The organism is Amycolatopsis sp. NPDC004378 (genome assembly GCF_053602455.1).
On the sequence record NZ_JBSGDR010000011.1, the window covers coordinates 58,981 to 82,736 of the forward strand.

At 71.3% G+C, this 23,756-nt stretch carries 22 protein-coding genes and 1 pseudogene; 17 read left to right on the plus strand and 6 right to left on the minus strand.

The window, feature by feature from the left end; translation table 11 throughout:
• Nucleotides 1-178: 178 nt before the first annotated feature.
• Both ACWEN0_RS28580 and ACWEN0_RS28585 read left to right on the plus strand, forming a co-directional pair.
• Nucleotides 179-706, plus strand: a complete 528-nt coding sequence (locus ACWEN0_RS28580; protein ID WP_451980012.1) for a glycoside hydrolase family 3 N-terminal domain-containing protein — start codon at nt 179-181, stop codon at nt 704-706.
• Nucleotides 707-813: 107 nt separating this feature from the next.
• Nucleotides 814-1,410, plus strand: a complete 597-nt coding sequence (locus tag ACWEN0_RS28585) for a hypothetical protein (protein ID WP_451980015.1) — start codon at nt 814-816, stop codon at nt 1,408-1,410.
• 106 nt (nt 1,411-1,516) lie between these two features.
• Here ACWEN0_RS28585 and ACWEN0_RS28590 read toward each other — a convergent pair whose 3' ends face one another.
• A complete protein-coding gene (locus ACWEN0_RS28590) occupies nt 1,517-1,651 on the minus strand; it encodes a hypothetical protein (RefSeq protein ID WP_451980018.1) in 135 nt (44 codons plus the stop codon).
• Between ACWEN0_RS28590 and ACWEN0_RS28595 the strand changes: the two are divergent.
• Nucleotides 1,623-1,694, plus strand: a pseudogene (locus ACWEN0_RS28595) (hypothetical protein); the annotation flags it as partial. The gene ACWEN0_RS28590 and the pseudogene ACWEN0_RS28595 sit on opposite strands and share 29 nt — an antisense overlap.
• 31 nt (nt 1,695-1,725) lie before the next feature.
• Nucleotides 1,726-2,139, plus strand: coding sequence for a carbohydrate-binding protein (locus ACWEN0_RS28600; protein ID WP_451980021.1), 414 nt, complete (start codon nt 1,726-1,728; stop codon nt 2,137-2,139).
• Here the strand turns inward: ACWEN0_RS28600 and ACWEN0_RS28605 are convergent, their stop codons facing one another.
• The gene (locus ACWEN0_RS28605) at nt 2,140-2,955 is read right to left on the minus strand and encodes an SAM-dependent methyltransferase (protein ID WP_451980023.1); all 816 of its coding nucleotides are present in this window, start codon (nt 2,953-2,955) and stop codon (nt 2,140-2,142) included.
• A gap of 102 nt (nt 2,956-3,057) precedes the next feature.
• On the opposite strand from ACWEN0_RS28605, the gene ACWEN0_RS28610 reads away from it, so the two are divergent.
• The 3 genes from ACWEN0_RS28610 (at nt 3,058) to ACWEN0_RS28620 (ending at nt 7,740) form a co-directional block, all read left to right on the plus strand.
• The gene (locus tag ACWEN0_RS28610) at nt 3,058-4,386 is read left to right on the plus strand and encodes a cytochrome P450 (protein WP_451980026.1); all 1,329 of its coding nucleotides are present in this window, start codon (nt 3,058-3,060) and stop codon (nt 4,384-4,386) included.
• A gap of 72 nt (nt 4,387-4,458) precedes the next feature.
• Entirely contained in the window at nt 4,459-5,550 is a 1,092-nt protein-coding gene (locus tag ACWEN0_RS28615) for an alpha/beta hydrolase (RefSeq protein WP_451980030.1), read from the plus strand.
• A 90-nt stretch (nt 5,551-5,640) separates the two neighbouring features.
• Nucleotides 5,641-7,740: a putative bifunctional diguanylate cyclase/phosphodiesterase gene (locus tag ACWEN0_RS28620; protein ID WP_451980033.1), complete on the plus strand. Its 2,100-nt coding sequence runs from the start codon at nt 5,641-5,643 to the stop codon at nt 7,738-7,740.
• Here ACWEN0_RS28620 and ACWEN0_RS28625 read toward each other — a convergent pair.
• Nucleotides 7,730-8,392, minus strand: a complete 663-nt coding sequence (locus ACWEN0_RS28625; RefSeq protein ID WP_451980036.1) for a nitroreductase family protein — start codon at nt 8,390-8,392, stop codon at nt 7,730-7,732. The genes ACWEN0_RS28620 and ACWEN0_RS28625 overlap by 11 nt on opposite strands.
• A 219-nt stretch (nt 8,393-8,611) precedes the next feature.
• Here ACWEN0_RS28625 and ACWEN0_RS28630 point away from each other — a divergent pair, with 219 nt between their 5' ends.
• Nucleotides 8,612-9,046: a hypothetical protein gene (locus tag ACWEN0_RS28630; RefSeq protein WP_451980039.1), complete on the plus strand. Its 435-nt coding sequence runs from the start codon at nt 8,612-8,614 to the stop codon at nt 9,044-9,046.
• Nucleotides 9,047-9,077: 31 nt separating this feature from the next.
• On the plus strand, nt 9,078-11,180 hold the full coding sequence (locus tag ACWEN0_RS28635; protein WP_451980042.1) for a (Fe-S)-binding protein: 2,103 nt from the start codon (nt 9,078-9,080) through the stop codon (nt 11,178-11,180).
• Nucleotides 11,181-11,185: 5 nt separating this feature from the next.
• Here the strand turns inward: ACWEN0_RS28635 and ACWEN0_RS28640 are convergent, their stop codons facing one another.
• On the minus strand, nt 11,186-12,679 hold the full coding sequence (locus tag ACWEN0_RS28640) for a CBS domain-containing protein (protein WP_451980045.1): 1,494 nt from the start codon (nt 12,677-12,679) through the stop codon (nt 11,186-11,188).
• Nucleotides 12,680-12,819: 140 nt separating this feature from the next.
• On the opposite strand from ACWEN0_RS28640, the gene ACWEN0_RS28645 reads away from it, so the two are divergent.
• Nucleotides 12,820-13,365: an FHA domain-containing protein gene (locus ACWEN0_RS28645; protein WP_451980048.1), complete on the plus strand. Its 546-nt coding sequence runs from the start codon at nt 12,820-12,822 to the stop codon at nt 13,363-13,365.
• A gap of 29 nt (nt 13,366-13,394) precedes the next feature.
• On the opposite strand, the gene ACWEN0_RS28650 is transcribed toward ACWEN0_RS28645, so the two are convergent.
• Nucleotides 13,395-14,711 carry an MFS transporter gene (locus tag ACWEN0_RS28650; RefSeq protein WP_451980051.1) on the minus strand — a complete coding sequence of 439 codons (1,317 nt, stop codon included), beginning with the start codon at nt 14,709-14,711 and terminating at the stop codon, nt 13,395-13,397.
• 351 nt (nt 14,712-15,062) lie between these two features.
• Nucleotides 15,063-15,707 (minus strand): TetR/AcrR family transcriptional regulator, encoded by a 645-nt coding sequence (locus tag ACWEN0_RS28655; protein ID WP_451980053.1) that lies wholly within the window; start codon nt 15,705-15,707, stop codon nt 15,063-15,065.
• A gap of 113 nt (nt 15,708-15,820) precedes the next feature.
• Here ACWEN0_RS28655 and ACWEN0_RS28660 point away from each other — a divergent pair, with 113 nt between their 5' ends.
• The 7 genes from ACWEN0_RS28660 to ACWEN0_RS28690 all read left to right on the plus strand — a co-directional run bounded on the left by ACWEN0_RS28660 (nt 15,821) and on the right by ACWEN0_RS28690 (nt 23,751).
• Nucleotides 15,821-16,669 carry a shikimate dehydrogenase gene (locus tag ACWEN0_RS28660; protein ID WP_451980056.1) on the plus strand — a complete coding sequence of 283 codons (849 nt, stop codon included), beginning with the start codon at nt 15,821-15,823 and terminating at the stop codon, nt 16,667-16,669.
• A complete protein-coding gene (locus ACWEN0_RS28665) occupies nt 16,659-18,461 on the plus strand; it encodes a TIM barrel protein (protein WP_451980059.1) in 1,803 nt (600 codons plus the stop codon). The genes ACWEN0_RS28660 and ACWEN0_RS28665 overlap by 11 nt, the downstream gene beginning before the upstream one ends.
• A 312-nt stretch (nt 18,462-18,773) precedes the next feature.
• Nucleotides 18,774-20,078 carry a sugar ABC transporter substrate-binding protein gene (locus ACWEN0_RS28670; protein WP_451980062.1) on the plus strand — a complete coding sequence of 435 codons (1,305 nt, stop codon included), beginning with the start codon at nt 18,774-18,776 and terminating at the stop codon, nt 20,076-20,078.
• A complete protein-coding gene (locus ACWEN0_RS28675; protein ID WP_451980065.1) occupies nt 20,075-21,061 on the plus strand; it encodes a carbohydrate ABC transporter permease in 987 nt (328 codons plus the stop codon). The genes ACWEN0_RS28670 and ACWEN0_RS28675 overlap by 4 nt, the downstream gene beginning before the upstream one ends.
• Nucleotides 21,058-21,888 (plus strand): carbohydrate ABC transporter permease, encoded by an 831-nt coding sequence (locus ACWEN0_RS28680; protein WP_451980068.1) that lies wholly within the window; start codon nt 21,058-21,060, stop codon nt 21,886-21,888. Before ACWEN0_RS28675 ends, ACWEN0_RS28680 begins: the two co-directional genes overlap by 4 nt.
• A gap of 3 nt (nt 21,889-21,891) precedes the next feature.
• Entirely contained in the window at nt 21,892-23,331 is a 1,440-nt protein-coding gene (locus ACWEN0_RS28685) for a glycoside hydrolase family 3 protein (protein WP_451980071.1), read from the plus strand.
• Nucleotides 23,332-23,478: 147 nt separating this feature from the next.
• Nucleotides 23,479-23,751 (plus strand): hypothetical protein, encoded by a 273-nt coding sequence (locus ACWEN0_RS28690; RefSeq protein ID WP_451980074.1) that lies wholly within the window; start codon nt 23,479-23,481, stop codon nt 23,749-23,751.
• The last annotated feature ends 5 nt before the right edge of the window (nt 23,752-23,756 follow it).

Below are 23,756 nucleotides of genomic sequence, written 5' to 3' on the forward strand. Positions count from 1 at the left end.
CGCGACTTCCCGCAGCTCAACGGCCGGATTTCCGGACGGCCCGGAGTTACTGGGTGCGCTCCCAGCGCGGGCTTGACCGGGTACTCGGGCGGCTGTAATAGTCGTCACCATCTTCACCTCCGGCGTGTTTATCCACGCCGTGCTGTCGAAGCGATTCGACGAATTCGGGAGGCCGTCCGTGCGCCACTTCCCGCTCCGCCGCGCCCTCGTGCCCGTGCTGACCGCGACCCTGCTGGCGCCCGCGCCGACGGCACCGCCGATGCCGTTCCGCGACCCGGCCCTGCCGCTCGCGACGCGGATCGACGACCTGCTGTCCCGGCTCACGGCGGACGAGAAGATCTCGCTGCTGCACCAGTACGAGCCCGCCATCCCGCGGCTGGGCATCGGCGTGTTCAAAACCGGGACGGAAGCGCTGCACGGCGTCGCGTGGTCGACCGACCACGACGACAACGGCGCGGTCGTGAAGGCCGACGGCACGGTGTTCCCGCAGGCCGTCGGCCTGGCCACGACCTGGGACCCCGCGCTGGTGAAGCGGGTCGGCACGGCCGTCGGGGAGGAGGCGCGCGGGTTCAGCGCGCGCAACCCGGCGCTGTGGGGCCTCAACCTCTGGGCGCCGGTGAACCTGCTGCGCGACCCGCGCTGGGGCCGCAACGAAGAGGGCTACTCGGAGGACCCGTACCTCACCGGGCGGCTCGCGACCGCGTAGAAGAAGGTCGCCGTCGTCGGCCCGCTGTCGGACACCCTGTACGAAGACTGGTACAGCGGCGCGATGACTTACCGCGTGACGCCAAAGCCGGGCATCTCGGCGCCCCGGTGACGTCCTCCGAAGGCGTCGACCGGATCGCGCTGAACGACCTCGCGACCGGCCGGTACCTGACCGCGCCCGCGGCGCCGGGCAAGGTGACCGCGGGCGGAACCACGGCGGGCCCGGCGGAGTCCTTCGACTGGGGCGCGGGCAGGTACACCCTGCGCGCGGCGGCGAACGGCAAGTACCCGAGCTATTCGGGCGGGGCCCTGGTGAACGACGCCGACCAGCCCACCGGCTGGTTCGCGCAGCAGCAGCTCAAGCTCGACCCGCAGCCCGACGGCAGCTCCGTGCTCGAGTACGCGGGCAACGAGGTGACCGAACCGTGGTTCGGCCCGGACCGCTACGCCGTCGTCGGCGCCGACGGGATCCTCACGATCTCCGCGCCCGACGCGGCCCACGCGACGAAGTTCGGCCGCGACATGCTGCGCGGCGGCGTCTCCGACGCGGTCGCCGCGGCACGGGGTGCCGACACGGCGGTGGTCGTGGTCGGCAGCATGCCGTTCATCACTGGACGAGCCACGCGGGGCAGGAAACCGGGCACGCGCTCGCCGACGCCGGGTTGCCGAGCATCCTGGACTACGACATCGCGAAGACCGGCATGACGTACCAGTATCACCGCGGGAAGCCGTTGTACCCCTTCGGATACGGGCTCGGCTACACGAGCTTCCACTACGGCGCGATCCGTGCTTCGCTCGCCGGTCCGGCGGTTCAGGTCAGTGTCGACGTGACGAACGCCGGCGCCCGTTCCGGCACCGACGTCGTCCAGCTGTACTCGAAGGCGTCCGGCGTGCAGCGGCTGCGGGACTTCTCGCGCGTGACACTGGCGCCGCGCGAGACGCGCACCGTGCGGTTCTCGGTGCCCGTGGCCGACCTGGCCGCCTGGAACGCTTCGCTGGGCCGATCCGCGGTGATGGCCGGTGACTACGACTTCGCGGTGGGCCGCAACGCCACCGACCTCTCCGCGGCGCAGCGGGTTTCCGTGCCGGGCGAGCGGCCGGCGCCGCGCGACCTCAGCCTACTCCGGGACGACGCTGACGGACACGGCGAAGACGGCGGGCACGTCGGTGGCGGCCGCCTCCGGCAGCTGGCGCGTCTACCGCGATGTTGCCTTGGCCGGACCGTCACGGTTCACGGCCTCGGTGTCCACAATGGAGTCAGCGCACGTCACCGTCCGGCTGGACTCGCCGACCGGCCGGATCCTGGGCGCGGCCGCGGTACCGTCCACCGGGGACCACTACGCCTCCACGTCGGTGACAGCCGGCCTGACCACCGTGACCGGCCGCCACGACGTCTGCCTCGCGTTCGACGGGCCGGTGAACCTGGTGCGGTGACTAGGGTTTCCGGCCGACCCCGGCGTAGGGCAGGGTGTTGATCGCCGGGTCCTCGGACATGTCGCCGACGCCTTCGGGCTTCCACATCGCGCAGCCGACCACACCCGGCTCGACCATCTCGAAGCCGTCGAAGAAGGCGAGGACCTCGTCGTGCGTGCGGGGGACCGGCTGGTTCTGCTGGTCCTGGTTGCTCTTGTACACCTCGACCGCCTCGTCGAGCCGCTCCGACTCGGAGTCGGCCGCGACGTGCGAGACCGCCAGGAAGCTGCCCGGGGCCAGGCGGTCGCGGTAGCGGGCCAGGATGCCCACCGGGTCCCACGAGTCCGGCACGAAGTGCAGCAGCAGCAACATGAACACGCCGACCGGCTCGTCGAGGTCCAGCAGCTTGCCCGCGCCGTCGAAGATGTCGTTCACGTCGCGTAGATCAGCCTGCAGCACTGCGCAGCCGGCGTTGTCCTGCAACAGCAGTTCGCTGTGCGCCACGGCCACCGGTTCGCGGTCGACGTAGACCACGCGGCACGACGGGTCGGCCTGCTGGACGATCTCGTGCAGGTTCCCCACGGTCGGGATGCCGGAGCCGACGTCGAGGAACTGGCGGACGCCGGAGTCCACCATGAACTTCGCCGCGCGGCGCAGGAACGCGCGGTTGAGGCGGGCCGCGTCGCGCACACCCGGCATGATCTTGAGGATCTGCTCCCCGAGGGCCCGGTCGGCGGCGAAGTTGTGGTCGCCGTCGAGCCAGAAGTCGTACACCCGCGCCGGGTTCGGCACCGCGGTGTCGATCTCCGGCGGTACCCAGCTCAGCTCCCCGGTCACGGGACCTCCCACCCTCGCTTCGAGGTGTCGGAGTGTAGCGCTCTCCTCCGTTCGTGTGGACTCGCGCTCGGCGGCCCGGCCGCCCCGTTAGGGTGACGCGACATGACCGACGCGCGTCCCGTGCCCGGCCGCCGGCCCGTGCTCGGGCATTCGGTGGCGCTCCTGCGCGACCCGCTGAAGCTCTTCACTTCCCTTCCGGCGCACGGAGATGTCGTCGAACTCCGGCTCGGGCCGCTGCCGGTGCACGTGGTCACCACGCCCGAGCTCGCGTGGCAGGTGCTGGCCACCGACGCCGACAAGTTCGACAAGGGCCTGGTCTTCGACAAGATGCGCCCGCTGTTCGGCGACGGGCTCGCGACCTCGAACGGCGAGCTCAACCGCCGTCAGCGCCGGCTGGTGATGCCCGCCTTCGGCCGCACGCGGATCGCGGGCTACGCCGAGCACACCATGACGAAGCTGGCGGACGGGCTGGCGAGCTCGTGGCGGCCCGGCGAGGTCGTCCAGGTCGACCGGCGGATGCAGGACCTCGTGCTGACCATCGCCGGCCAGACGCTCTTCTCCACCGCGCTGGGCGAAGACGCGCTCGCCGAAATCCAGCGCTCGATCCCGATCATGCTGAAGTACGTGCTGGTCCGGGCGTTCTCGCCGAAGTTCGTCGAGAAGCTGCCGATCCCGCCGAACCGGAAGTTCGACGCGGCCGCCGCGCGGTTGCGCGACGTCATCGGCGAAACCGTCGTCACCGCGCGGGAACAGGGCGCCGACCACGGCGACCTGCTGTCGATGCTGCTGCTGGCCCGCGACGAGGACACCGGCGAAGGCATGTCCGACCGGCAGGTGCACGACGAGGTCATCACGATCCTCACCACCGGCGCCGAGACCACCGCCGTCGCGCTGGCCTGGTTCTTCCACGAGCTCGGACAGCACCCGGACGTCGAACGGCGGTTCCACGCGGAGGTCGACGACGTCCTCGGCGGCCGGCCCGCGCGCTTCGAGGACCTGCCGGACCTGGTGTACACGCACCAGATCGTCAACGAGATCGTCCGCCGCACGCCGCCGCTGATCCTCATGCGCCGCGCCCGCGAAGACGTCGAACTCGGCGGCGTGAGGATCGCCGCGGGGAGCGAGGTCGCGGTCAGCCAGCACACGCTGCACCGGGATCCGCGCTGGTTCCCCGATCCCGAGCGGTTCGACCCGGACCGCTGGACGCCCGGGCACACGGCCGAGTTGCCGAAGGGCGCGTACATCCCGTTCGGTGCGGGCGCCCGGCTGTGCCCGGGGCACGTGTTCGCGCCGACGGAGATCGGCATCGTCGCCGCCACGATCGGGGCGCGCTGGCGGCTGGTTCCCGTGCCGGGCAAGAAGGTCCGGGCCCAGCTGAAGGCGACGATGCAGCCGAACCGGCTGCCGATGACCGTGGTGCCCTGGACCTGACGGTACCCGTTCGGCTACCGGGTGTAGTGTTCCGGAGTTCCTTCACCTGTCCGAGTTCAGAGGGAGTGCGGCGTGAAGCTGCCCGTAAAGGTGACGTCGGCCCTGTTCGCCTGCGGTGTTCTGCTCGCTTCGCTGACGGCCGCGATGCCCGCGGAGGCCGCCGCGATCTCCTGCAGCGACACGGATCTGCCGGTCAGCGGCCCGGGCCTGCCTCCGCTGGTGCCGGGCGCGCCCGCGACGATCCACGGCCGGCTGTGCCTGCCCGGCGGCGACGCCCCGGACACGGTCCAGCTCCTCGTGCACGGCGGGACGTACAACAGCGCGTACTGGGACCTGCCGTACGAGCCGGAGCGCTACTCCTACCAGCGCGACATGGCCGCGCACGGCTACGCGACCTTCGCCGCGGACCAGCTCGGCGCCGGGCAGAGCAGCCACCCGCTGAGCCTGCCGCTGTCGGTCTGGGCGGCGGCCGAGTCGATGCACGAGGTCGTCGGCCACCTGCGTGCCGGGCACATCGGCGGGGTGCCGTTCGCGAAGGTCGTCATCGTGGGGCACTCGGTCGGGTCCGGGGTCGTCGCGGTGGAGGCGTCGACCTACCACGACGTCGACGGCGTGGTCCTGACCGGCATCACGCACCTGCCCGCGCTGCCGGTGCTGGCCCTCGGCGCGGCTTTGGGCCTGCAGCCCGCGTTCCTCGACGGCCAGCTCGGCCAGGTCGGCAGCGACCCGCTGTACTTCACGACGCGGCCGGGCGCGCGGGCCGGGCTGTTCTACGCGGCCGGGGACGCCGACCCGGGCGTGATCGCCGCCGACGAAGCCACCAAGGACCAGGTCTCCGTGCCCGGTATGGGCACGGTGGCCCTGTTCGGGATCGTCTTGCCGGCGACGAAGGGGATTACCGTACCGGTTTTCCAGGTGGTGGGGGAAAAGGACGTCCTTTTCTGCGGTTTGCTCGCCCTGCGTGACTGCGCGGACCCGAACGTCCTTCGCGCGCAGGAAGCGCCGTATTACGCCGATCCGTCGAAACTGTCGATGTACGTCCTTCCGGGTGCGGGTCATTCCGTTGCGTTGCACGAGAACGCCGGCGAATACCGTGACGCCACCCGGTCGTGGCTGCGGGATCAACTCGAGATCGCTCCGCAGGGTTATCACTCGATTGGATGAATGCTGTTTCGTGCGCCGGACACGAATTCGCGCCAAGATATATCGGCTACCCGAACCGGAGTGTCTGCGTAGAACCCAGGACAGGCTGACGTGACTGCTCCCCACCCCCGTGGTGAGGTCCCGCGGAAGAAGCCGTCCGCCGAACGAGCGGCGCGACGGCTCGGCACCCTCGCGCGCAAGTGGGGCTACCTGATCAGCACCACCGCGTACCTGCCGCACACGCCCGAAGAAATCGAGCGTGAGCTGTCGGTCCTGGTGGGCCGGCTGTTCGAGGCCGTCGCGAGCGACCCGCCGGGCCTCGAGGACGCGGCCGCCGCGGGCGGGCGGCTGGTCGAGCTGCGCTGCGTCGGCGCCGACAGCCTGCGTCGCAGCCTGGAGGTGCTCGGGAAGGCGCTGCTGCGCGAGCCGGAGCTGCGCCGGGTCGACGACCTGGCCGAGCGGGTGGTGCTGGTGCTCGGCGCGCTCAGCTCCGGCTACGGCGAGATGCTGCGCGAGGACATCCAGAAACGCCAAGAGGGCCTGAGCCGCGCGTTGCTGAAGGTCGAGCAGGAGACGCGGGCGAAGCAGGTCATCACGCGCGCGCAGTTCGAGGAGGTCTTCGCCGGTTCGGCCAGCGGTGTCGCGCTCACCGAGCTGGACGGCCGGGTGCTGCGGGCCAACGCGGCACTCGCCAAGACGCTCAACCGCACGCCGGCCGAGATCGCCGCGCTGACCCTGTTCGACCTGGTGCACCCGGACGAGGTCGAGCAGCTGCGCGAGGCCTACCGGGAGCTGGTCGCCGGCCGGCTGCACCGGCTGCGCGTCGGCCGCCGCCTGGTCGGCAGCGACGGCGAGCCGATGTGGGCCACGTTCGCGGCGTCCGTGATCCGCGACGCGGTCGGCACGCCCCGGCAGCTGATCACGATCGTCGACGACGACACCGAGGTCTCGCTGCTGCAGCGGCGGCTGTCCCACCAGGCGCTGCACGACGTGCTCACGGGGCTGCCGAACCGGCAGTTCTTCGGCACCCGCTTGGAAAACCTCCTTCGCGACGCGGACGCGTCTCGCGGCGTCACGCTGTTCCACCTGGACCTCGACGGCTTCTCGCAGATCACCGGCGGGCTCGGCCAGGAGCTCGGCGACCGGGTGCTGCGCGGGGTCGCGGCGAAGCTGAAGACGGTCTTCGACGGCGAGAAGGCGCTCGTCGCCCGCCTCGGCGGCGACGAATTCGGCGTGCTGGTGCAGAACGCGGAAAACACGCCGGACGTGGTGACGCTCGTCCGCCGGATCACCCACGAGCTCGCCGAACCGGAGTACGTCGACGGGCACCGCGGCGTCGCCGTCTCGGCCAGCATCGGCGTCGTGCACCGCCCACCGCGCGACGTCGCGCCGGACGAGCTGCTGCGCGCGTCGGACCTGACGCTGCGGCGCGTCCAGCGGGCCGGGAACCAGTGGGGCCTGTTCGACCGCGAGCTGGACCGCCGCGACCGGCACGACTTCGGCCTCGCCGCGGCGATGGCGGGCGCGTGGGAGACCGGCGAGATCGAGGTCGGCTTCCGCCCGCTGACCTCCGCGGCGGACGGCTCGGTCCACGGCGTCGAGGCGCGGATGCGCTGGAACCACCCGGCCGAAGGCGTGCTGCCGCACGAGACGTGCGTGCGGCTCGCGGCGGAGACCGGGCTGGCGCTGCCGCTGGGCGCGTGGCTGCTGCGCACGGCGGCCGAGCACCTCGCGGCCGCGGACGTCTGCCTGCCGCTGACCGTCGAGCTGACCCCGCACCAGGCCTCGGATCCCGAGCTGGTCGGCGAGATCCGCGGTGTGCTGGAGGCCACCGGCCTGGCGCCGGACCGCCTGCGGCCCGGCTTCCCGGCGGCGTCTCTGCTCGCCGACACCGGCGACGCGGCCGACAACCTCAAGGTGCTGGCGGAAATCGGGGTCGTGGCGGAGATCCACGACTTCGCCGACGTCACCTGCCTGACCGAGCTCGCGGCCGGCGCCGTGCGCGTCGCGGCCTCGCTGGCGGCGCGCCGGGAGCACCCGCTGGTGACGGGCTCGCTGGTGGCCCTGATCGAGGCCGCGCACGCCGCCGGCGCCGAGGTCGGCGTGGCCGGGGTCGACTCGTGGGAGCAGGCCGAGTGGTGGCGGGAGCGCGGCGCGGACCGGTTGTCGGGCCCGCTGTTCGCCGAGCTGCCGGGCGGCCTCAAATCCTGACGAGAACCTCGTCGAGCGCCTTGCGCCGCAGGTCCGGCACCACGCAGTCGTCGGCCGGGTAGCCCACCGGGACCACCGCGAACGCCCGTTCGTTGCGGGGCCGGCCCAGCAGCTCGCCGAGGAACCGCATCGGCGACGGCGTGTGCGTCAGGGCGGCGAGCCCGGCCACCTGCAACGCCGTCAGCAGCATGCCGACCGCGATGCCGACCGACTCGTCGACGTAGTAGTGCTTGCGGACGCCGCCGTCGGCGGAGAGCGCGAACCGTTGCTGGAACACGACGATCAGGTAGGGCGCGTCGGTCAGGTGGGGCTTGACCGCGTCCGTGCCCAGCGGCCGCAGCGCGTCGAGCCACTCCTCGCCGAGCCGGCCGTCGTAGGAGACCCGTTCCTCCGCTTCGGCCGCTTCGCGGATCCTCCGCCGCACCGCGGGATCGGTGACGAGGACGAACGTCCACGGCTGCTGGTGCGCCCCGCTCGGCGCCGTCGAGGCCACCGCGATCGCGTCGAGCACCGCGCACTCGGGAACCGGGTCGGGGGAGAACATCCGGACCGAGCGCCGCGCTTCCATCCGGCGGCGCAGGGCGGCGGACTCGGCGACGGCTTCGGCGGCGGGGAGCCGGGCCGGCCGGTACGGGACGGGGCGATACGTCATGCCCGGATTGTGGCGGGGGCCACGCCCGGGACAGCAGGGCCGAACGTACGATTTTCGCGACAGCAGCGTCCGCCATACGGACAGTAAGGTCATCCTTGCCTCGATTTTTACGCCGAACGGCGCAATGTAACTAGGCTGTTTGGTCCTGTCGCGTGAAGTGACCTCCTCATTACCCTCCAGTAGTCAGTGGTGCCGATCACAGTCGCCGGAGGAGGCCCCATGGCGTCGCGCGTCCGAGGACCCCGTTCCGGAGACCCGCGCGAACAGGACCGGCGCGAGCTGCGGCTCAGGCACATCGCGGGCTGCCTCTCCTGCACCCTCAAGTGCGGGTACTGCGGGCTTCCGGTGCGGCTCACCGGGCTGGGCGACCACCCCGGCTACGGCGTCGTCGAAGAAGTCGGCGGCGACCTGGTGCTGCTGCACCGCTTCTGCCGCGGCGCGCTCGGCCGCTGCCGGACGCGGGGGTGCGTGCTGCGGCGCGCCCACCTCGGCCGGGCGACCGAGCAGTACGAAACCGGCCGCCGCCGTCCGGGGCGCTACCAGCGCCTCGGCGTCCGCCGGTCGGCCGACCTCGATCTGTACCGGAAACACTGGCGGGTCGCGAAGATGCGGTACGCGTGCAAGGCGTGCCGGTACTACACCGGCTCGCACTGAGCCGGTCCTTCACAGTACGTCCGGAGGACTCGTGCTCGTTCGTCTCATCCTCGGCCTGCTCATGACGGTCGTCGGCCTCGCCGTCGCCGGCAAGCGAGTGGCCTTCCTGTACCGGCTGATCAAGGCCGGCCAGCCCGACCACAAGCGGTCGGACGAGCTGGGGGCCCGCCTCTTCGCCCAGGTGCGCGAAGTGTTCGGCCAGCGCAAGCTCCTGAAGTGGTCCGTGCCCGGCCTGGCGCACTTCTTCACGTTCTGGGGCTTCGTGATCCTCGCTTCGGTGTACCTCGAGGCGTACGGCGCGTTGTTCGACGAGCGGTTCGCGATCCCGTGGATCGGCCACTGGGCGGTGCTCGGCTTCCTCCAGGACTTCATCGCCGTCATGGTGGCCGTCTCCCTGGGCGTGTTCACCGTGATCCGGATCCGGCAGGCCCCTGAGCGCAAGGACCGCGCGTCGCGCTTCTACGGCTCGCACACCGGCGGCGCGTGGCTGATCCTGTTCATGATCTTCAACGTCGTCTGGACGATGTTCTTCTTCCGCGGCGCCTCCTCGGCGTCCGGCAACTTCCCCTACGACAACGGCGCGTACGTCTCGCTCGGGGTCGGGAACCTCCTGGAACCGCTGGGCCACTCGACGACCGAGGTGCTCGAAACGGTCGGGCTGCTGCTGCACATCGGCGTCATGCTGGTGTTCCTGTCGATCGTGCTCTACTCCAAGCACCTGCACATCTTCGTCGCGCCGATCAACGTCTCGGCGAAGCGGCTGCCGGACGCCCTCGGCCCGCTGCTGCCGATGGAGTCGGCCGGCAAGCCGATCGACTTCGAGGACCCGGGCGAGGACGACACGTTCGGCCGCGGCAAGATCGGCGACTTCACGTGGAAGGGCATGCTCGACTTCGCGACGTGCACCGAGTGCGGCCGCTGCCAGTCGCAGTGCCCGGCGTGGAACACCGGGAAGCCGTTGTCGCCCAAGCTGCTCATCATGGGGCTGCGCGACAACCTGTTCGAGGAGGCGCCCTACATCCTCGCGGGCAAGGAGCACGAGGACGCGCGCCCGCTGGTCGGCCCGGAGGCCGACGGCGGCGTCATCGACCCGGACGTGCTCTGGTCGTGCACCACGTGCGGTGCGTGCGTCGAGCAGTGCCCGGTCGACATCGAGCACGTCGACCACATCGTCGACATGCGCCGCTACCAGGTGATGATCGAGTCGGCGTTCCCGACCGAGCTGGGCGGGCTGTTCAAGAACCTGGAGACCAAGGGCAACCCGTGGGGCCAGAACAACTCCGAGCGCCTGGCCTGGACGAAGGACCTCGGCTTCGACGTCCCGGTGTTCGACGGCGAGCTCGCCGAAGACGTCGAATACGTCTACTGGGTCGGCTGCGCGGGCGCGTTCGACGACAACGCCCGCAAGACCGTCCGCGCGACGGCCGAGCTGCTGCACATCGCCGGCGTCAAGTACGTGGTCCTCGGCAAGGAGGAGTCGTGCACCGGTGACCCGGCGCGCCGCGCGGGCAACGAGTTCCTGTTCCAGATGATGGCCCAGCAGACGGCGGAGACGCTCAACGCCGTGTTCGAGGGCCGCGAGCCCCGGCTGCGCAAGATCGTCACGACGTGCCCGCACTGCCTCAACACCCTGAGCCGCGAGTACCCGGACCTGGACGGCCACTACGAGGTGGTCCACCACACGCAGCTGCTGAACCGCCTGGTCCGCTCGGGCGTCTTGACCCCGGTCAAGCCGGTCGAGGACGGCCCGCGCGTGACCTACCACGACCCGTGCTACCTGGGCCGCCACAACAAGGTCTACACACCCCCGCGCGAGCTGGTCGGCGCGGCGGGCGCCTCGTTGACGGAGATGCCCCGCCACGCGGACCGGGCCCTCTGCTGCGGCGCGGGCGGCGCCCGCATGTGGATGGAAGAGCAGATCGGCAAGCGCATCAACCTGGAGCGCGTGGACGAGGCGATCGCCACGGACGCCGAGACGATCGTGACGGGCTGCCCGTTCTGCCGGGTGATGCTGACCGACGGGCTGGTGCAGCGGCAGAGCGAGCAGAAGGCGGAGAACGTCGACGTCCGCGATGTGGCCCAGCTGCTGCTGGAACGGGTGAAGACACCGGAGGAGGCGCCGAAGCCGTCCTGACGAGTTCAGTGCGCGATCTGGTCGACGGCTTTGATCGTCGAGCAGAACCCTTCGATGGCCGGGAGATCCTGGTCCTGGATCTCGTCGCCGGAGAAGTGCATCAGCTCGTTCCTGATCCGGCGCGCGTCGCGGAGCAGTTGGAGGAATGCCTCGTGATCGAGCGGCCAGTTCAGCATGTCGAAGTGGTGCTGCTTCTCGAAGAGACTCACGTAGTTGCCGAACGTCGGGTTGCCGTTCGCCCACTTCGGTGCCGCTTTCTCCAGCACGTCCTCGGGCAGGCACCGCTTGGTGTGCCGGCGAAGCCGCAGCTCGGCCTCTTCGAGCAGGGCGAACGGCCGGGCGAGCTTGCCGAACTGCAGAGCCAGGTCGTTCGCGGTCACGACGCCGATGAGCGTCCGGCGGTCCTCTCCTTGGACGAAGACGTACCCGCGGCGGTAGATCTCGTCGATCTGGCCGAACAGTTCTTCGTCGATGCCAATGACCCGAACCTGGACAGTGGCGTCCTGCAAGGTCGGCTCGGGGTGCGCCAGGCGGGCCCTCCCGATGGACTCCCAGCTGACCGCTCCGGCGTAGTAGCCGTCTTCCGTGATCACCGCCAGCTGTGAGTAGTTCTTGGCCAGCATCAGGGTCACGGCGGCGGCGAGCGGCTTGCCGACGGTGACGGATTCGATGGCCGGCTCGTCGGGCAGGATCGCGCGCACCATCCACTTGGTTGGCAGGTCGTCCGGCACCTCGACCTCCCGGGAATCCTGCTCCGGATCCGCCGTGTTCGGCTCGACGGCGACCGGGACCAGCTCGACGACCGTGTCCATCCTGGCCGTCGTGAACGGCGGCCGGGTCGAAAGTCCCCGGTCGGCCAGCTCGGACTGGACGGTCACCAGTGAGGTTGCGGTGCGTCGCCGGTAACCCCATTTCGACAGCAGTTCCCGGACGGTGAGTTTGACGGGCGCGTCCCCGGTCTCGACGGCTTCCCAGAGGTCGGCTCGGGTCGCGTCCGGGTCGAGGTTCGCCGCAGCGTGCTGCCAGCCGGGGTCGGGTCGCCCGGCCGCGATCTCCCCGATCCGATGTGCGGCGTCGTGGCGGGTCAGCCGGCAGACTGTCAGGAGCGAGCCGAGGCTGCTGCGCAGGTCCGCCTTGAACTCGGCGGTGCCGATGTCCGTGCGGAGCCAGCGGACCGGCCGGGCGTGGCGGCATTCCGGCACTGCGTCGGCACGGAAGCGGTACGGTCCGGTGATCTCCCCGATGGCGAACCGCCGCACGTTCTTCAGCGGCATCACGACAAGGTCGCCTTCAGCCATCTCATGGTAGAAGCGCCACAACTGGCCGGTCCAGTTCCCGAGGACGGAGTTGGATCGCTGGGGATAGCAGTCGCGGAGCCCGGCCTTCAGTGATTCCCGGCTGTCGAAGTCGCTGAGATCCGGCACGCCGCCCCAGCCGACGATGGTGAGGCCTTCGGTGAGGGATTCGTGGTCGCGTTCGCCGTTTCTCCCGGCACGCACCTGCCAAGCTGAGGTCATACGCACCAAGTCGGCCGAAGCCTGACCGCCGTCGCCGAAAGTCCGACGAGTTCACCCGTTCGCCGGATATCTTCCGCGCCTGGCCCGGCTCTGAGAGGAGCCGGGTCAGGACGGGAGGGGCGATGGGGCGACAGGAGGCGGCGACGATCGAGATGCTCGACGGCGCCGTGGCGAGGCTCGAGGTGCGGCGGGGTTCGTGGCTGGTCGGCCGGGGGCCGGATGCGGACCTGCGGGTGCACTCGGACCACGTGAGCACGCGGCACGCGTGGGTGCGGCGTGACGCGCGTGGCACCTGGGTCAGCGATGCGGGGTCGCGCAACGGCACCTGGGTGAACGGGCAGCGGCTCGCCGTGCGGGAGGCGCGGCTGCTGCGTGACGGGGACCAGCTGTCCTTCGGGCCGATCGGTGCCGTCTACTCGGACGCCGCAGGGGTGCCGCAGGACTTCGGTGTCTCCCTCGGGGAGGTCACCGCCGGGACGGTCAACGACGCCGGGCGCGCGATCGTGGTGGTGGGGCTGCTGGTGCTGCTCGGCGGGTTCGGGATCTGGGCGTCGGGCACCGTCGGGTTCGTCAAGGACATCCCGCTGGGGCTGGTGCTGGCCGGTCTCGGCGGCGTCGTGACGCTCTCCGGGACGGTCCTGTCCAAGGGGCCCCGGCGGAGGCGATGAGATTCCCCCGCGACCGCCGGGGTTCCGGACTAACCGTCCACAGTGGAAGGGACCACAGTGGACGACGGCGTCGCCGCCACGCGGCTGCCGAGCTGGGCGGTCGGCACGCGGTAGGTCTCCCGGGCCGTCGCCGCGGCGGCCGCCGCCACCAGGCAGACCACCGCGGTGAAGACCGCGACGCCGAGCCAGTCCTCCTTGGCCGAGCCGATCGCCGCCACGACGCTGGGGGCGAAGCCCGCCACCGCGAAGCCGATCTGGGTGCCGATCGCCATGCCCGAAAGGCGGACTCGGGCGCTGAACATCTCGCCGTACAGCGACGGCCAGACGCCGTTGACCCCGGAGTACGCCACGCCGAACAGCGCGACGCCGAGCACGAACAGCAGCGCGTACGAGCCGATCGAGATCGACCACAGGTACGGGAAGATCAGCACGCCGCAGGCGAGGCAGCCGGTGATGAACACCGGCTTGCGGCCGATCCGGTCGGCCAGCGAGGCCAGCAGCGGGATCGCCGCCAGCGCGACGATGTTCGCCAGCACGCCGACCCACAGCATCGGGGTGCGCGCCAGGCCGATCGTGTTGACCGCGTAGCTCAGCGCGTACACGGTGAAGATCGTGCTGACCGAGGCGATCGTCGCGGCGACGACCACGCGCAGGACGTCGGCCCAGTGCGTCCGGAACAGCACCGCGACCGGCAGCTTCGCGACCTCGGTGCGTTCGAACACCGGCGTCTCGTCGAGCTTGCGGCGGATGACGAACCCGACGACCACGACCGCCGCGCTGCACCAGAACGGGATCCGCCAGCCCCACGTCAGCAGGTCGGCCTGGGGGAGCGCGGCGACCGGCAGGAAGATCGCCGTCGCCAGGATCTGGCCGGCCTGCGTGCCGCTGAGGGTGAAGCTGGTGAAGTACGCGCGCCGCCGTTCCGGGGCGTGTTCGAGCGACATCGAGTTCGCGCCCGCCTGCTCGCCGGCGGCCGAAAGTCCTTGCAGCAGCCGGAGAGCGACCAGCAGGACCGGCGCGAGCACCCCAACGCTCGCGTACGTCGGGAGGCACCCGACGGCGAACGTCGCGACGCCCATCAGGAGCAGCGTGAAGACGAGGACCCGCTTGCGGCCGAACCGGTCCCCGACGTGGCCGAGGATGAACGCGCCGACCGGCCGCGCCAGGTAGCCGACGCCGAAGGTGGCCAGCGCCAGCAGGGTGCCGGTCGCGGGGGAGGAGGCGGGGAAGAAGACCTTGTTGAACACCAGCGCGGCGGCGGTGCCGTAGATGAAGAAGTCGTAGTACTCGAGCGCGCTGCCGATCCAGGCGGCCAGCGCCGCCTTGCGGGGCATCGATCCGGTCACGGGGATGAGCTCCTGACGTCCGTGCTTCGTTGCTCAGAGTCGGCGGGAAGCAATGTACGGTCTAGTTAGTTAATAAAGAGTGCGAGAAGCGTGCGCGGGTGTCAAGAGATCCTTTTTCGGCGGCCGCCGGGCGCTGCTGGTGAGGCGGGGTGTGCCGCGGCGGACGGCCGCTGGGTGCTGGCGGTCGGCTGAGGTTGTGCTGCGGGCGAACGGTCGCCGGGTGCTCGCGGTCAGGCGGGGGCGAGCGGCGCCGAGCAGGCGAGTGCGCGGCGGCGGATGGTGCCTCAGCGGGCGGTCAGGCGGGGGCGTGCGGCCCCGAGCAGGCTGGGGCGCGCCGCAGGGGGCGGGGCGTCAGCGGGCGGTCAGGTAGTCGATCAGCAGGTCGCCGAGCATGGTGCGGTAGTGCTCGCGGCGGGCCGGGTCCAGCATGTCGCGGCCGAAGATCGCCTGGAACGTGTGGCGGTTCGCGAGGCGGAACACGCAGAACGAGCTGATGACCATGTGGACGTCCAGCGGGTCGGCGTCTTCGCGGAAACGGCCGGCCGCGCGGCCGCGCTCGAGGACGATCGTCAGCCCGCCGAGTGCCGGGTCGGCCAGGCCGGCCAGGATCTCCGACTGCTTGAGGTGCTCGGCGTGGTGGATGTTCTCGATGCTGACCAGCCGGATGAAGTCCGGGTGCGCCTCGTGGTGGTCGAAGGTCAGTGCGGCCAGCCGCCGCAGGGCGTCCTCCGGCTCGAGGTGCCGGACGTCGACCTGGGCCTCGAGCGTGCGGATCTCGGCGTACGCCTTCTCCAGCACGGCCAGGTAGAGCTGTTCCTTGCCGCCGAAGTAGTAGTAGATCATCCGCTTGGTGGTGCTGGTGCGCGCGGCGATCTCGTCGACGCGCGCGCCGGCGTAGCCCTTGTCCGCGAACTCCCGCGTGGCCACCGCGAGGATGTCCGCCCGCGTTCGTTCCTTGTCGCGCTGGCGCTCGGCCTCCGACGACGGTGCGGCCACCGGGCTCCCTCCGCTGCAGGTGAACGGCCCCACTCTAGCCCAGCCCTTCCGCCGGGGCGGACACCGCGCTAACGTGAACGTACTAGTTCGTACATTAATCCGGAGGACGCGGCGTGACCAGCTACCTGATCGGACTCGTCGGCTCGGGCATCGGGCCGTCCGCCAGCCCGGCGTTGCACGAGCGGGAGGCCGACGAGCTCGGCCTCCGCTACGTCTACCGCCTGCTGGACCTCGACGTGCTGGGCCGCCCGGTCGCCGACGTCGTCGCGGCGGCCCGTCTCGCCGGGTTCGACGGCCTCAACGTCACGCACCCGGCCAAGCAGGCCGTCCTCCCGCACCTGGACGAGCTCTCGCCGGAGGCCGCCGCGCTCGGCGCGGTCAACACCGTCGTCTTCGAGCAGGGCCGCGCGATCGGCCACAACACCGACGCGACCGGCTTCGCGCGCAGCCTCACCCGCGGCCTGCCCGACGTCCGGATGGACGACGTCGTCCTGCTCGGCGCCGGGGGAGCGGGCGCCGCGGTCGCGCACGCGCTCCTGTCGCTCGGCGCCGGGCGGCTGACGGTCCACGACGTCGACGGGACGCGCAGCGCGAACCTCGTCCAGGCGCTGCAACGCCGCTTCGGCGCCGCCCGGGCCGAGGCCGGCGGCCTGGACGCGGTCGAGAAAGCCGACGGCCTGGTGCACGCGACCCCGACCGGCATGGCCGCCCATCCCGGCTCGCCACTCCCGGCGGAGCTGGTGCGTCCCGAGCTCTGGGTGGCCGACATCGTCTACCGGCCCCTGGAAACCGCGCTGCTCGCCGCCGCCCGCGCCCGCGGCTGCCGGGTCCTGCACGGCGGCGGCATGGTCGTGCTGCAGGCCGCGGAGTCGTTCCGGCTGTTCACCGGCGTCGAGCCGGACCCGGCCCGGATGCTGCGCCACTTCGACGCGCTCGAAGGCGAGGCCGCCCGTGCTGCCTGAGCCGCGCACCGCGATCGCCACCGTCTGCCTGTCCGGCACCCTCGAAGACAAGCTCGCCGCGGCGGCCGCGGCCGGGTTCGACGGCGTCGAGCTGTTCGAAAACGACCTGCTCGTGTCGCCGTCGCGCCCGGCCGAGATCCGCCGCCGCTGCGCCGACCTCGGCCTGTCGATCGACCTCTACCAGCCGTTCCGCGACTTCGAGGCCGTTCCGCCGTCCGTGCACGCGGCCAATATGCGCCGCGCGGCCCGCAAGTTCGACGTCATGGCCGAGCTCGGCACGGACACGGTCCTGGTCTGCTCGTCGGTGTCGCCGGACGCGATCGACGACGACGAACTGGCGGCCGGGCAGCTGCACGCGCTCGCCGAGCTGGCGCAGAAGCGCGGCCTGCGGGTCGCCTACGAAGCCCTGGCCTGGGGCCGGCACGTCCACGGGTACGAGCACGCGTGGCGGATCGTGCGGAAGGCCGCCCACCCCGCGCTCGGCGTCTGCCTCGACAGCTTCCACATCCTGTCGAAGGGCCACGACCCGGCGCCGATCCGCGCGATCCCGGGCGACAAGATCTTCTTCCTGCAGCTCGCCGACGCGCCCGAGCTGCCGATGGACGTCCTGCCGTGGAGCCGGCACCACCGGCTCTTCCCCGGCCAGGGCGACTTCGACCTGACGGCCTTCACCGGGCACGTGCTCGCCGCGGGTTACCGCGGCCCGTTGTCGCTCGAAGTCTTCAACGACGTGTTCCGCCAGGCCGACCCGCGCCCGGCCGCGGTCGACGCGATGCGGTCGCTGCTGGCGTTGAAGGAGTCCTTGGGCGTCCTCGACGTGCCGGCCGCGCCGAGACTGACCGGGCACGCGTTCGCCGAGGTCGTCACCGATCCCGGCGCGGGCCGGGTGCTGGCTTCGCTGGGGTTCACGCGCACCGGCGTGCACCGCACCAAGCCGGTCGAGCTGTGGGAGCAGGGCGACGCCCGGGTGGTGGTCAACGAAGGCGGCGCGGCGCATGGCGCCGTCGGCGCGGTCGCCCTGGCCAGTACCGATTCGGCCCGTTCGGCCCGCCGGGCGGAGGCGTTGCTCGCGCCGGTGCTGCCGCGGACGCGCGGTCCGCGGGAGGCGGACCTGGCGTCGGTCGCGGCCCCGGACGGCACCGAGGTCTTCCTGTGCGGCGGCGACGACTGGCGCGGCGACTTCGTGCCGGCCGGCGAGACGGCGGACGGCTTCGGCGTCCTCGGGATCGATCACGTCGCCCTCACGCAGCCGTTCGACCACTTCGAGGAGGCGGCCCTGTTCTACCGGTCGGTGTTCGGGCTGACGCCGTCGCCGGTCACCGAGTTCGCGGCGCCGTTCGGGCTGGTCCGCAGCCGCGCGATGGCGGCGGGGGAGGTGCGGCTGACGCTGGACAGCGCGCTGGTCCGGCGTGGTGGCTGGGCGCCGGCGGTGCCCGAACCGCAGCACGTGGCGTTCGCCTGCGCGGACGCCTTGGCGGCGGCCGCGGCGATGCGGGCGGCGGGGGCGCCGCTGCTGGACATCCCGGCCAACTACTACGACGACCTCGAGGCTCGGCTCGAGCTGCCGCCGGACCGGCTCGCCGGGCTGCGGGCGCATTCGGTGCTCTACGACCGCGACGAGGACGGCGAGTTCCTGCACTTCTACACCGCCCTGGCCGGGGCCCGGGTGTTCTTCGAAGTGGTCCAGCGCATCGGTGGGTACCGCGGGTTCGGGGTGGTCAACGCGCCCGTGCGGATGGCCGCGCACCGCGCCCGGCGACACGCGGCCCTACCAGCGACAACGCCGGCCTGATCGACTTCGCCGCCCCGGGATTTCTTTCCCGGGGCGGTTTTCGTCGTGCCCGCCGCGTGCCGGTGCACGGCTTTCGGCTTCGCTGCGGTGAAAAACGGCCCGGACACCTTCCTATTCGGACGACTTCTGGCACGCAGGCGTCGCCCTCCGGTAACCACCCGGCTACTCCCTGTACAACTCCCGGGCGGGTTTACAACGTTCCGGCAACCGCCTTGACAGGGCCTGTGGTACGTACCACTCTAGCTCCAACATTGGTCTACACCATTTGGGGCGCTCGGCCGCGGTGGCCGGGCAGGGAAAGGACGGCATCGAGTGAAACGCTGGCTCAAGCTGGCGGCGGGCGCCGCCGCACTCACGCTCGCGACCGCAGGCTGCGCGGGCTCCAGCGGAACCGACACGGCCGCTTCGTCGAGCGGTGCTCCCGCGCAGATCACGGGCGACGTCACGGTCTGGCTGATGACGGGGTCCGCGCCGGCTTCGCTGACCGACGCGCTGAACAAGGAGTTCGAGGCCGCGCACCCCGGGGTCAAGGTCAAGTACGAAGTCCAGCAGTGGGACGGCATCCAGCAGAAGCTGACCACCGCGCTCGCCAGTGGCGCGCCGCCGGACGTGATCGAGATCGGCAACACGCAGACCGCCGCGTTCGCTTCGCAGGACGGCGTCCTGACCGACCTGACCGCCGACAAGGACAGCTTCAACGGCGCGCAGTGGCTGAAGGGTCTCGCGGACTCCGGCACCTACGACGGCAAGGTCTACGGCGTCCCGTTCTACGCGGCCAACCGCGAGGTCATCTACCGCAAGGACATGTTCGAGCAGGCCGGCATCGCCAAGCCGCCGACCTCGAACGACGAGTGGATCGACGCGATCACCAAGCTGAAGACCAAGTTCGGCTCCGACCCGGACTTCCAGGCGCTCTACATGCCCGGCCAGAACTGGTACGCCCTGCTGTCCTTCATCTGGGACAACGGCGGTGACATCGCCCAGCCCGACGGCAAGAACTTCAAGGCGACGCTGGACAGCGCCGGCGCGAAGGCGGGCCTGGACTTCTACAAGAAGCTCGTCGACACCTCCGGCACCAAGGCGCCGAAGGACGCCGACGAGGCCAAGCCGCAGCAGGCGACCATCTACGGCGGCGGCAAGGTGGCCATGATGATCGGCCTCCCGTGGGAGCTGGCCACCGCGGCCAAGACCGACGCGAGCCTGACCGGCAAGACCGGCGCCTTCGCCATCCCGAGCAAGACCGCCGGCCAGAGCGCCCCGGTCTTCCTGGGCGGCTCCAACCTGGCGATCCCGGCCAACAGCAAGAACGTGGCCGCCGCCAAGGAGTACATCAAGCTCCTCTCCAGCCCGAAGTACCAGAGCCAGCTCGCCGCGGCGGGTGTCGTGCCCGGCACGTCGACCGACCTCTCCGGCCTGGACAAGGACCCGCTGGGCAGCGTGATGGCCAAGGCCTCCACCAACGGCAAGGCCGTGCCGGCCAGCCCGAAGTGGGGTGACGTGGAGTCCGGCCAGAACCCGGTCAAGGACATGCTGACCGCGTACCTGACCGGCAAGAAGACGCTCGACCAGGCGACCGCCGACGCCAACGCAGCGCTGAACAAGCTCATCGGCGGATGACAGCGACCGCGAACGTGACGATGCCGGCGGGGGCCACCCCGCCGGCATCGCCGCGCGACGCCCGGGCCAAGAAGCGCAGGCGGGGCCGGTTCGGCGACCGGGTGCTCCCCTACCTGCTGCTGCTCCCGGCCGTCGCCGCGATCCTCGTGCTGCTCGCCTGGCCGCTGGTCCAGGTCATCGCGATCAGCTTCCGCAAGCTCGACGTCGGGCAGCTCATCTCCGGCAAGACCGTCTGGGTCGGGTTCGACAACTACACCAACAACCTCGCGGACCCCGAGTTCTGGACGATCACCGTCCGGACGCTGGTCTTCACCGCCTCGATCGTGGCCGCGACCATCGTCGGCGGCCTGCTGCTGGCGGTGCTGATGCGCCACCTCGGCCCGGTCGTCCGGGTGTTCGTCCAGGTGACGCTGGTGCTCGCCTGGGCGACGCCGGTGATCGCCACGACCACGGTGTTCCAGTGGATCTTCGACGAGCAGTACGGCATCCTCAACAAGACCCTCGACCGGCTCGGGTTCCACGGCTTCATCGGCTTCTCGTGGTTCTCCAGCGGGGCCAGCACGCTGACCGTGATCGGGCTGCTCATCGTGTGGCAGGCCGTGCCGTTCGTGACGTTCGCGCTCTACGCGGGCCTCCTCGGCGTTCCGCAGGAGCAGTACGAGGCCGCCGGCATGGACGGCGCCGGGCCGTGGCAGACGTTCCGCGCGGTCACCTGGCCGTCGATCGCGCCGATCACCACGATGGTGACCTTCCTGTCGGTGCTGTGGGACTTCAACGCCTTCGCCCAGATCTGGGCGATCCGCGAGGGCGGCCCGGACGGCGAGAGCACGACGCTGGCCGTCGTGCTCTACCTCAAGGGCATCGCGGGCAACCACTTCGGCGCGGCGGGCGCGATCGCGACGCTGATGCTGATCCTGCTCGCGCTCATCACGGGGCGGTACATCCAGCTGCTCATCCGGACCCCGGAAGGTGATCTCAAGTGAGGAAGTCGCTCCCGCAGCGGATCGCGCTTTCGGTCGTCGGCGTGGTCGTGGCGCTGCTGATCCTCTTCCCGACGTACTGGATGTTCGTCACCTCGCTGCGGACGCCCGGCGAGATCCTCTCGCCCAAGTACGACCTGATCCCCACGTCGTTCTCGTTCGGCAACTTCGCCACGGCGCTCGGGCGGGACAACTTCCCGACGTACCTGCTCAACAGCCTGATCGTCACGGTCGGCGCGGTGCTCTGCGCGCTGGTCGCCGGGACGCTGGCGGCGATCCCGCTGTCGAGGCTGCGCTTCACCGGGCGCCGGGGGTTCCTCCTGCTGGTCATGGTGTCGCAGCTGGCCCCGACGTCGGCCCTGTTCCTCCCGCTGTTCCTGCTGATGCGGGACGCCGGGCTGCTCGACACGCTGCCGTCGCTGCTGCTGATCTACTTCGCGACGACGCTGCCGTTCACGGTCTGGATGCTCTACGGGTTCGTCAACGGGATCCCGTACGAGCTGGAGGAGGCCGCGATGATCGACGGCTGCAGCCAGACCGGCGCCTTCCGCCGGGTGACGCTGCCGCTGCTCGCGCCCGGGCTGGTCACGACGTCGGTGTTCAGCTTCATCACGGCGTGGAACGAGTACCTGTTCGCGCTGGTGTTCATCAAGAGCAAGGACCGGGAGACGCTGCCGGTGTGGCTGGCGACGTTCCGCACGGCGTTCGCGACCGACTGGGGCGGCGTGATGGCGTCGTCGGTCATCTACGCCCTCCCGGCGCTGGTGTTCTTCCTGATCGTGCAGCGCAAGCTCGTGTCCGGCGTCGCCGCCGGCGCGGTGAAGGGATAGCCGTTGAGCTCACCGGAGAAGCTCGCCGAAGCCGTTCTCCTGCCCGGGTTCGCCGGGACCACCGCGCCGGACTGGCTGCGCGGACGCCTCGCCGACGGCCTGGGCGGGGTGGTGCTGTTCGGCCGCAACGTCGTCGACGACGAGCAGGTCGCCGCGCTCACCGCGCAGCTGCGGGGCGAGCGGGACGGCGTCGTGGTCGGGATCGACGAGGAGGGCGGCGACGTCACCCGGCTCGACGTCAACACCGGGTCGTTCGTGCCGGGGCCCCTGGCCCTGGGCGCGGCCGACGACCCGGAGCTGACCACGGCGGTCGCCGCCGCGCTCGGCGAACGGCTGGCGGCCTGCGGCGTCACGCTCAATCTGGCGCCGTGCGCGGACCTGACCCTGGCGGCCGAGGACCCGATCATCGGCGTCCGGGCGTTCGGGTCCGACCCGGCGAAGGCGTCGCCGCACGTCGCGGCGTACGTCACGGGTTTGCAGAAGTACGGCGTCGCGGCGTGCGCGAAGCACTTCCCGGGCCACGGCGCGGCGACCGAGGACTCGCACGTGGCCCTGCCGGTGCTGCCCCGGACGCCCGAGGAGCTGCGGGAGATCGAGCTGGTCCCGTTCGCCGCGGCGATCCGGGCCGGGGTGCGCTCGGTGATGTCGGGCCACCTGGTCGTGAAGGCGTGGGGCGAGGAACCCGCGACGCTCAACCGCGTCGCACTCACCGACGTCCTGCGCGGCGAGCTGGGCTTCACCGGCGCGGTGATCACCGACGCGCTCGAGATGGGCGCGGTGTCCGGCGCGTACGGCAAGCACGACGGCCTCGGCCGCTCGGCCGTGCGCGCGCTGGCCGCCGGTGCCGACGCGCTGTGCCTCGGTGGCGCGGCGTTCGAGGCCGAACACCTCGACGCGTGCGTGTCGGCGATCGTGGCCGCCGTCGCGGCGGGGGAGCTGCCCCTGGAGCGGCTGGCGGAGGCGGCGGCGCGCACGGCGGCGCTGGGCACCGACCCGGTACCGGCTTCGGTGGGCCCGGTGGACCGCCGCCTCGGTCTGGAGGCGGCTCGCAAGGCCCTCCGGATCCGGGGTGACGTGCGGCTGGCCGGGCCGGCGCTGGTGGTCGACGTCCAGACCGAGCCGACCATCGCGGCCGGCCCGATGCCGTGGGGCCTCGGCGCGCACCTGGCCGAGCTGGTGCCGGGCACGCGCACGCTCACGGCGACGCCGGAGGACGCCGACGCGATCCTCGAAGCGGCCCAAGGGGTGCGCAGCGTCGTCGTGGTCACCCGCGAGGCGCACCGGCACCCGCGGGTGCGCGCCCTGCTCGACCGGATGTCCACAGTGGACTACATTCGCGTCGAAACCGGGGCGCCGGGCCCGGTGGACGGCGGCGGCCCCCGGATCGACACGTTCAGCGGCTCCTACGTGAGCCTGCGCGCGGCGGCCGAGTACCTGGCCTGAAGGACCGACGACGAAGCCCCGCCGGACGCGTTCCGGCGGGGCTTCGTCCGGTTTGCCGCATCTTCAGAAGGCGGCCGGGCTTTTGTACGGGCCTTGTACCGGCGCTCGCCATGCTGTCCCCACAACGAATCCTGGAGGGACGGACCAATGAGAATTCGGATCGGGAAGCGGACGGCCGCGGTGCTCGGCGCGGCGGCGGCGATCGCGCTGGCCGGCGCCACCCCGGCCCTGGCGGCCTCGGGCACGGTGCACACCGACTCGGGAGCCGCGCTGACCGTGCGGGCCACCCCGAGCACCAGCGGGAGCGCGGTCGGGTCCATCGCCGACGGCACCGCGGTCACCATTTCCTGCCAGACCAACGGGTCGACCGTCGACGGCAAGTACGGCACCTCGGACATCTGGGACCATATGCCCCTCTAGAGGGC

Bases quoted from the DNA above. Each gene is read 5' to 3' on its own strand.
- ACWEN0_RS28645 (WP_451980048.1), top strand. From the start codon at position 12,820: ATGGGGCGACAGGAGGCGGCGACGATCGAGATGCTCGACGGCGCCGTG.
- ACWEN0_RS28630 (WP_451980039.1), top strand. From the start codon at position 8,612: ATGGCGTCGCGCGTCCGAGGACCCCGTTCCGGAGACCCGCGCGAACAG.
- ACWEN0_RS28625 (WP_451980036.1), bottom strand. From the start codon at position 8,392: ATGACGTATCGCCCCGTCCCGTACCGGCCGGCCCGGCTCCCCGCCGCC.
- ACWEN0_RS28675 (WP_451980065.1), top strand. From the start codon at position 20,075: ATGACAGCGACCGCGAACGTGACGATGCCGGCGGGGGCCACCCCGCCG.
- ACWEN0_RS28690 (WP_451980074.1), top strand. From the start codon at position 23,479: ATGAGAATTCGGATCGGGAAGCGGACGGCCGCGGTGCTCGGCGCGGCG.
- ACWEN0_RS28610 (WP_451980026.1), top strand. From the start codon at position 3,058: ATGACCGACGCGCGTCCCGTGCCCGGCCGCCGGCCCGTGCTCGGGCAT.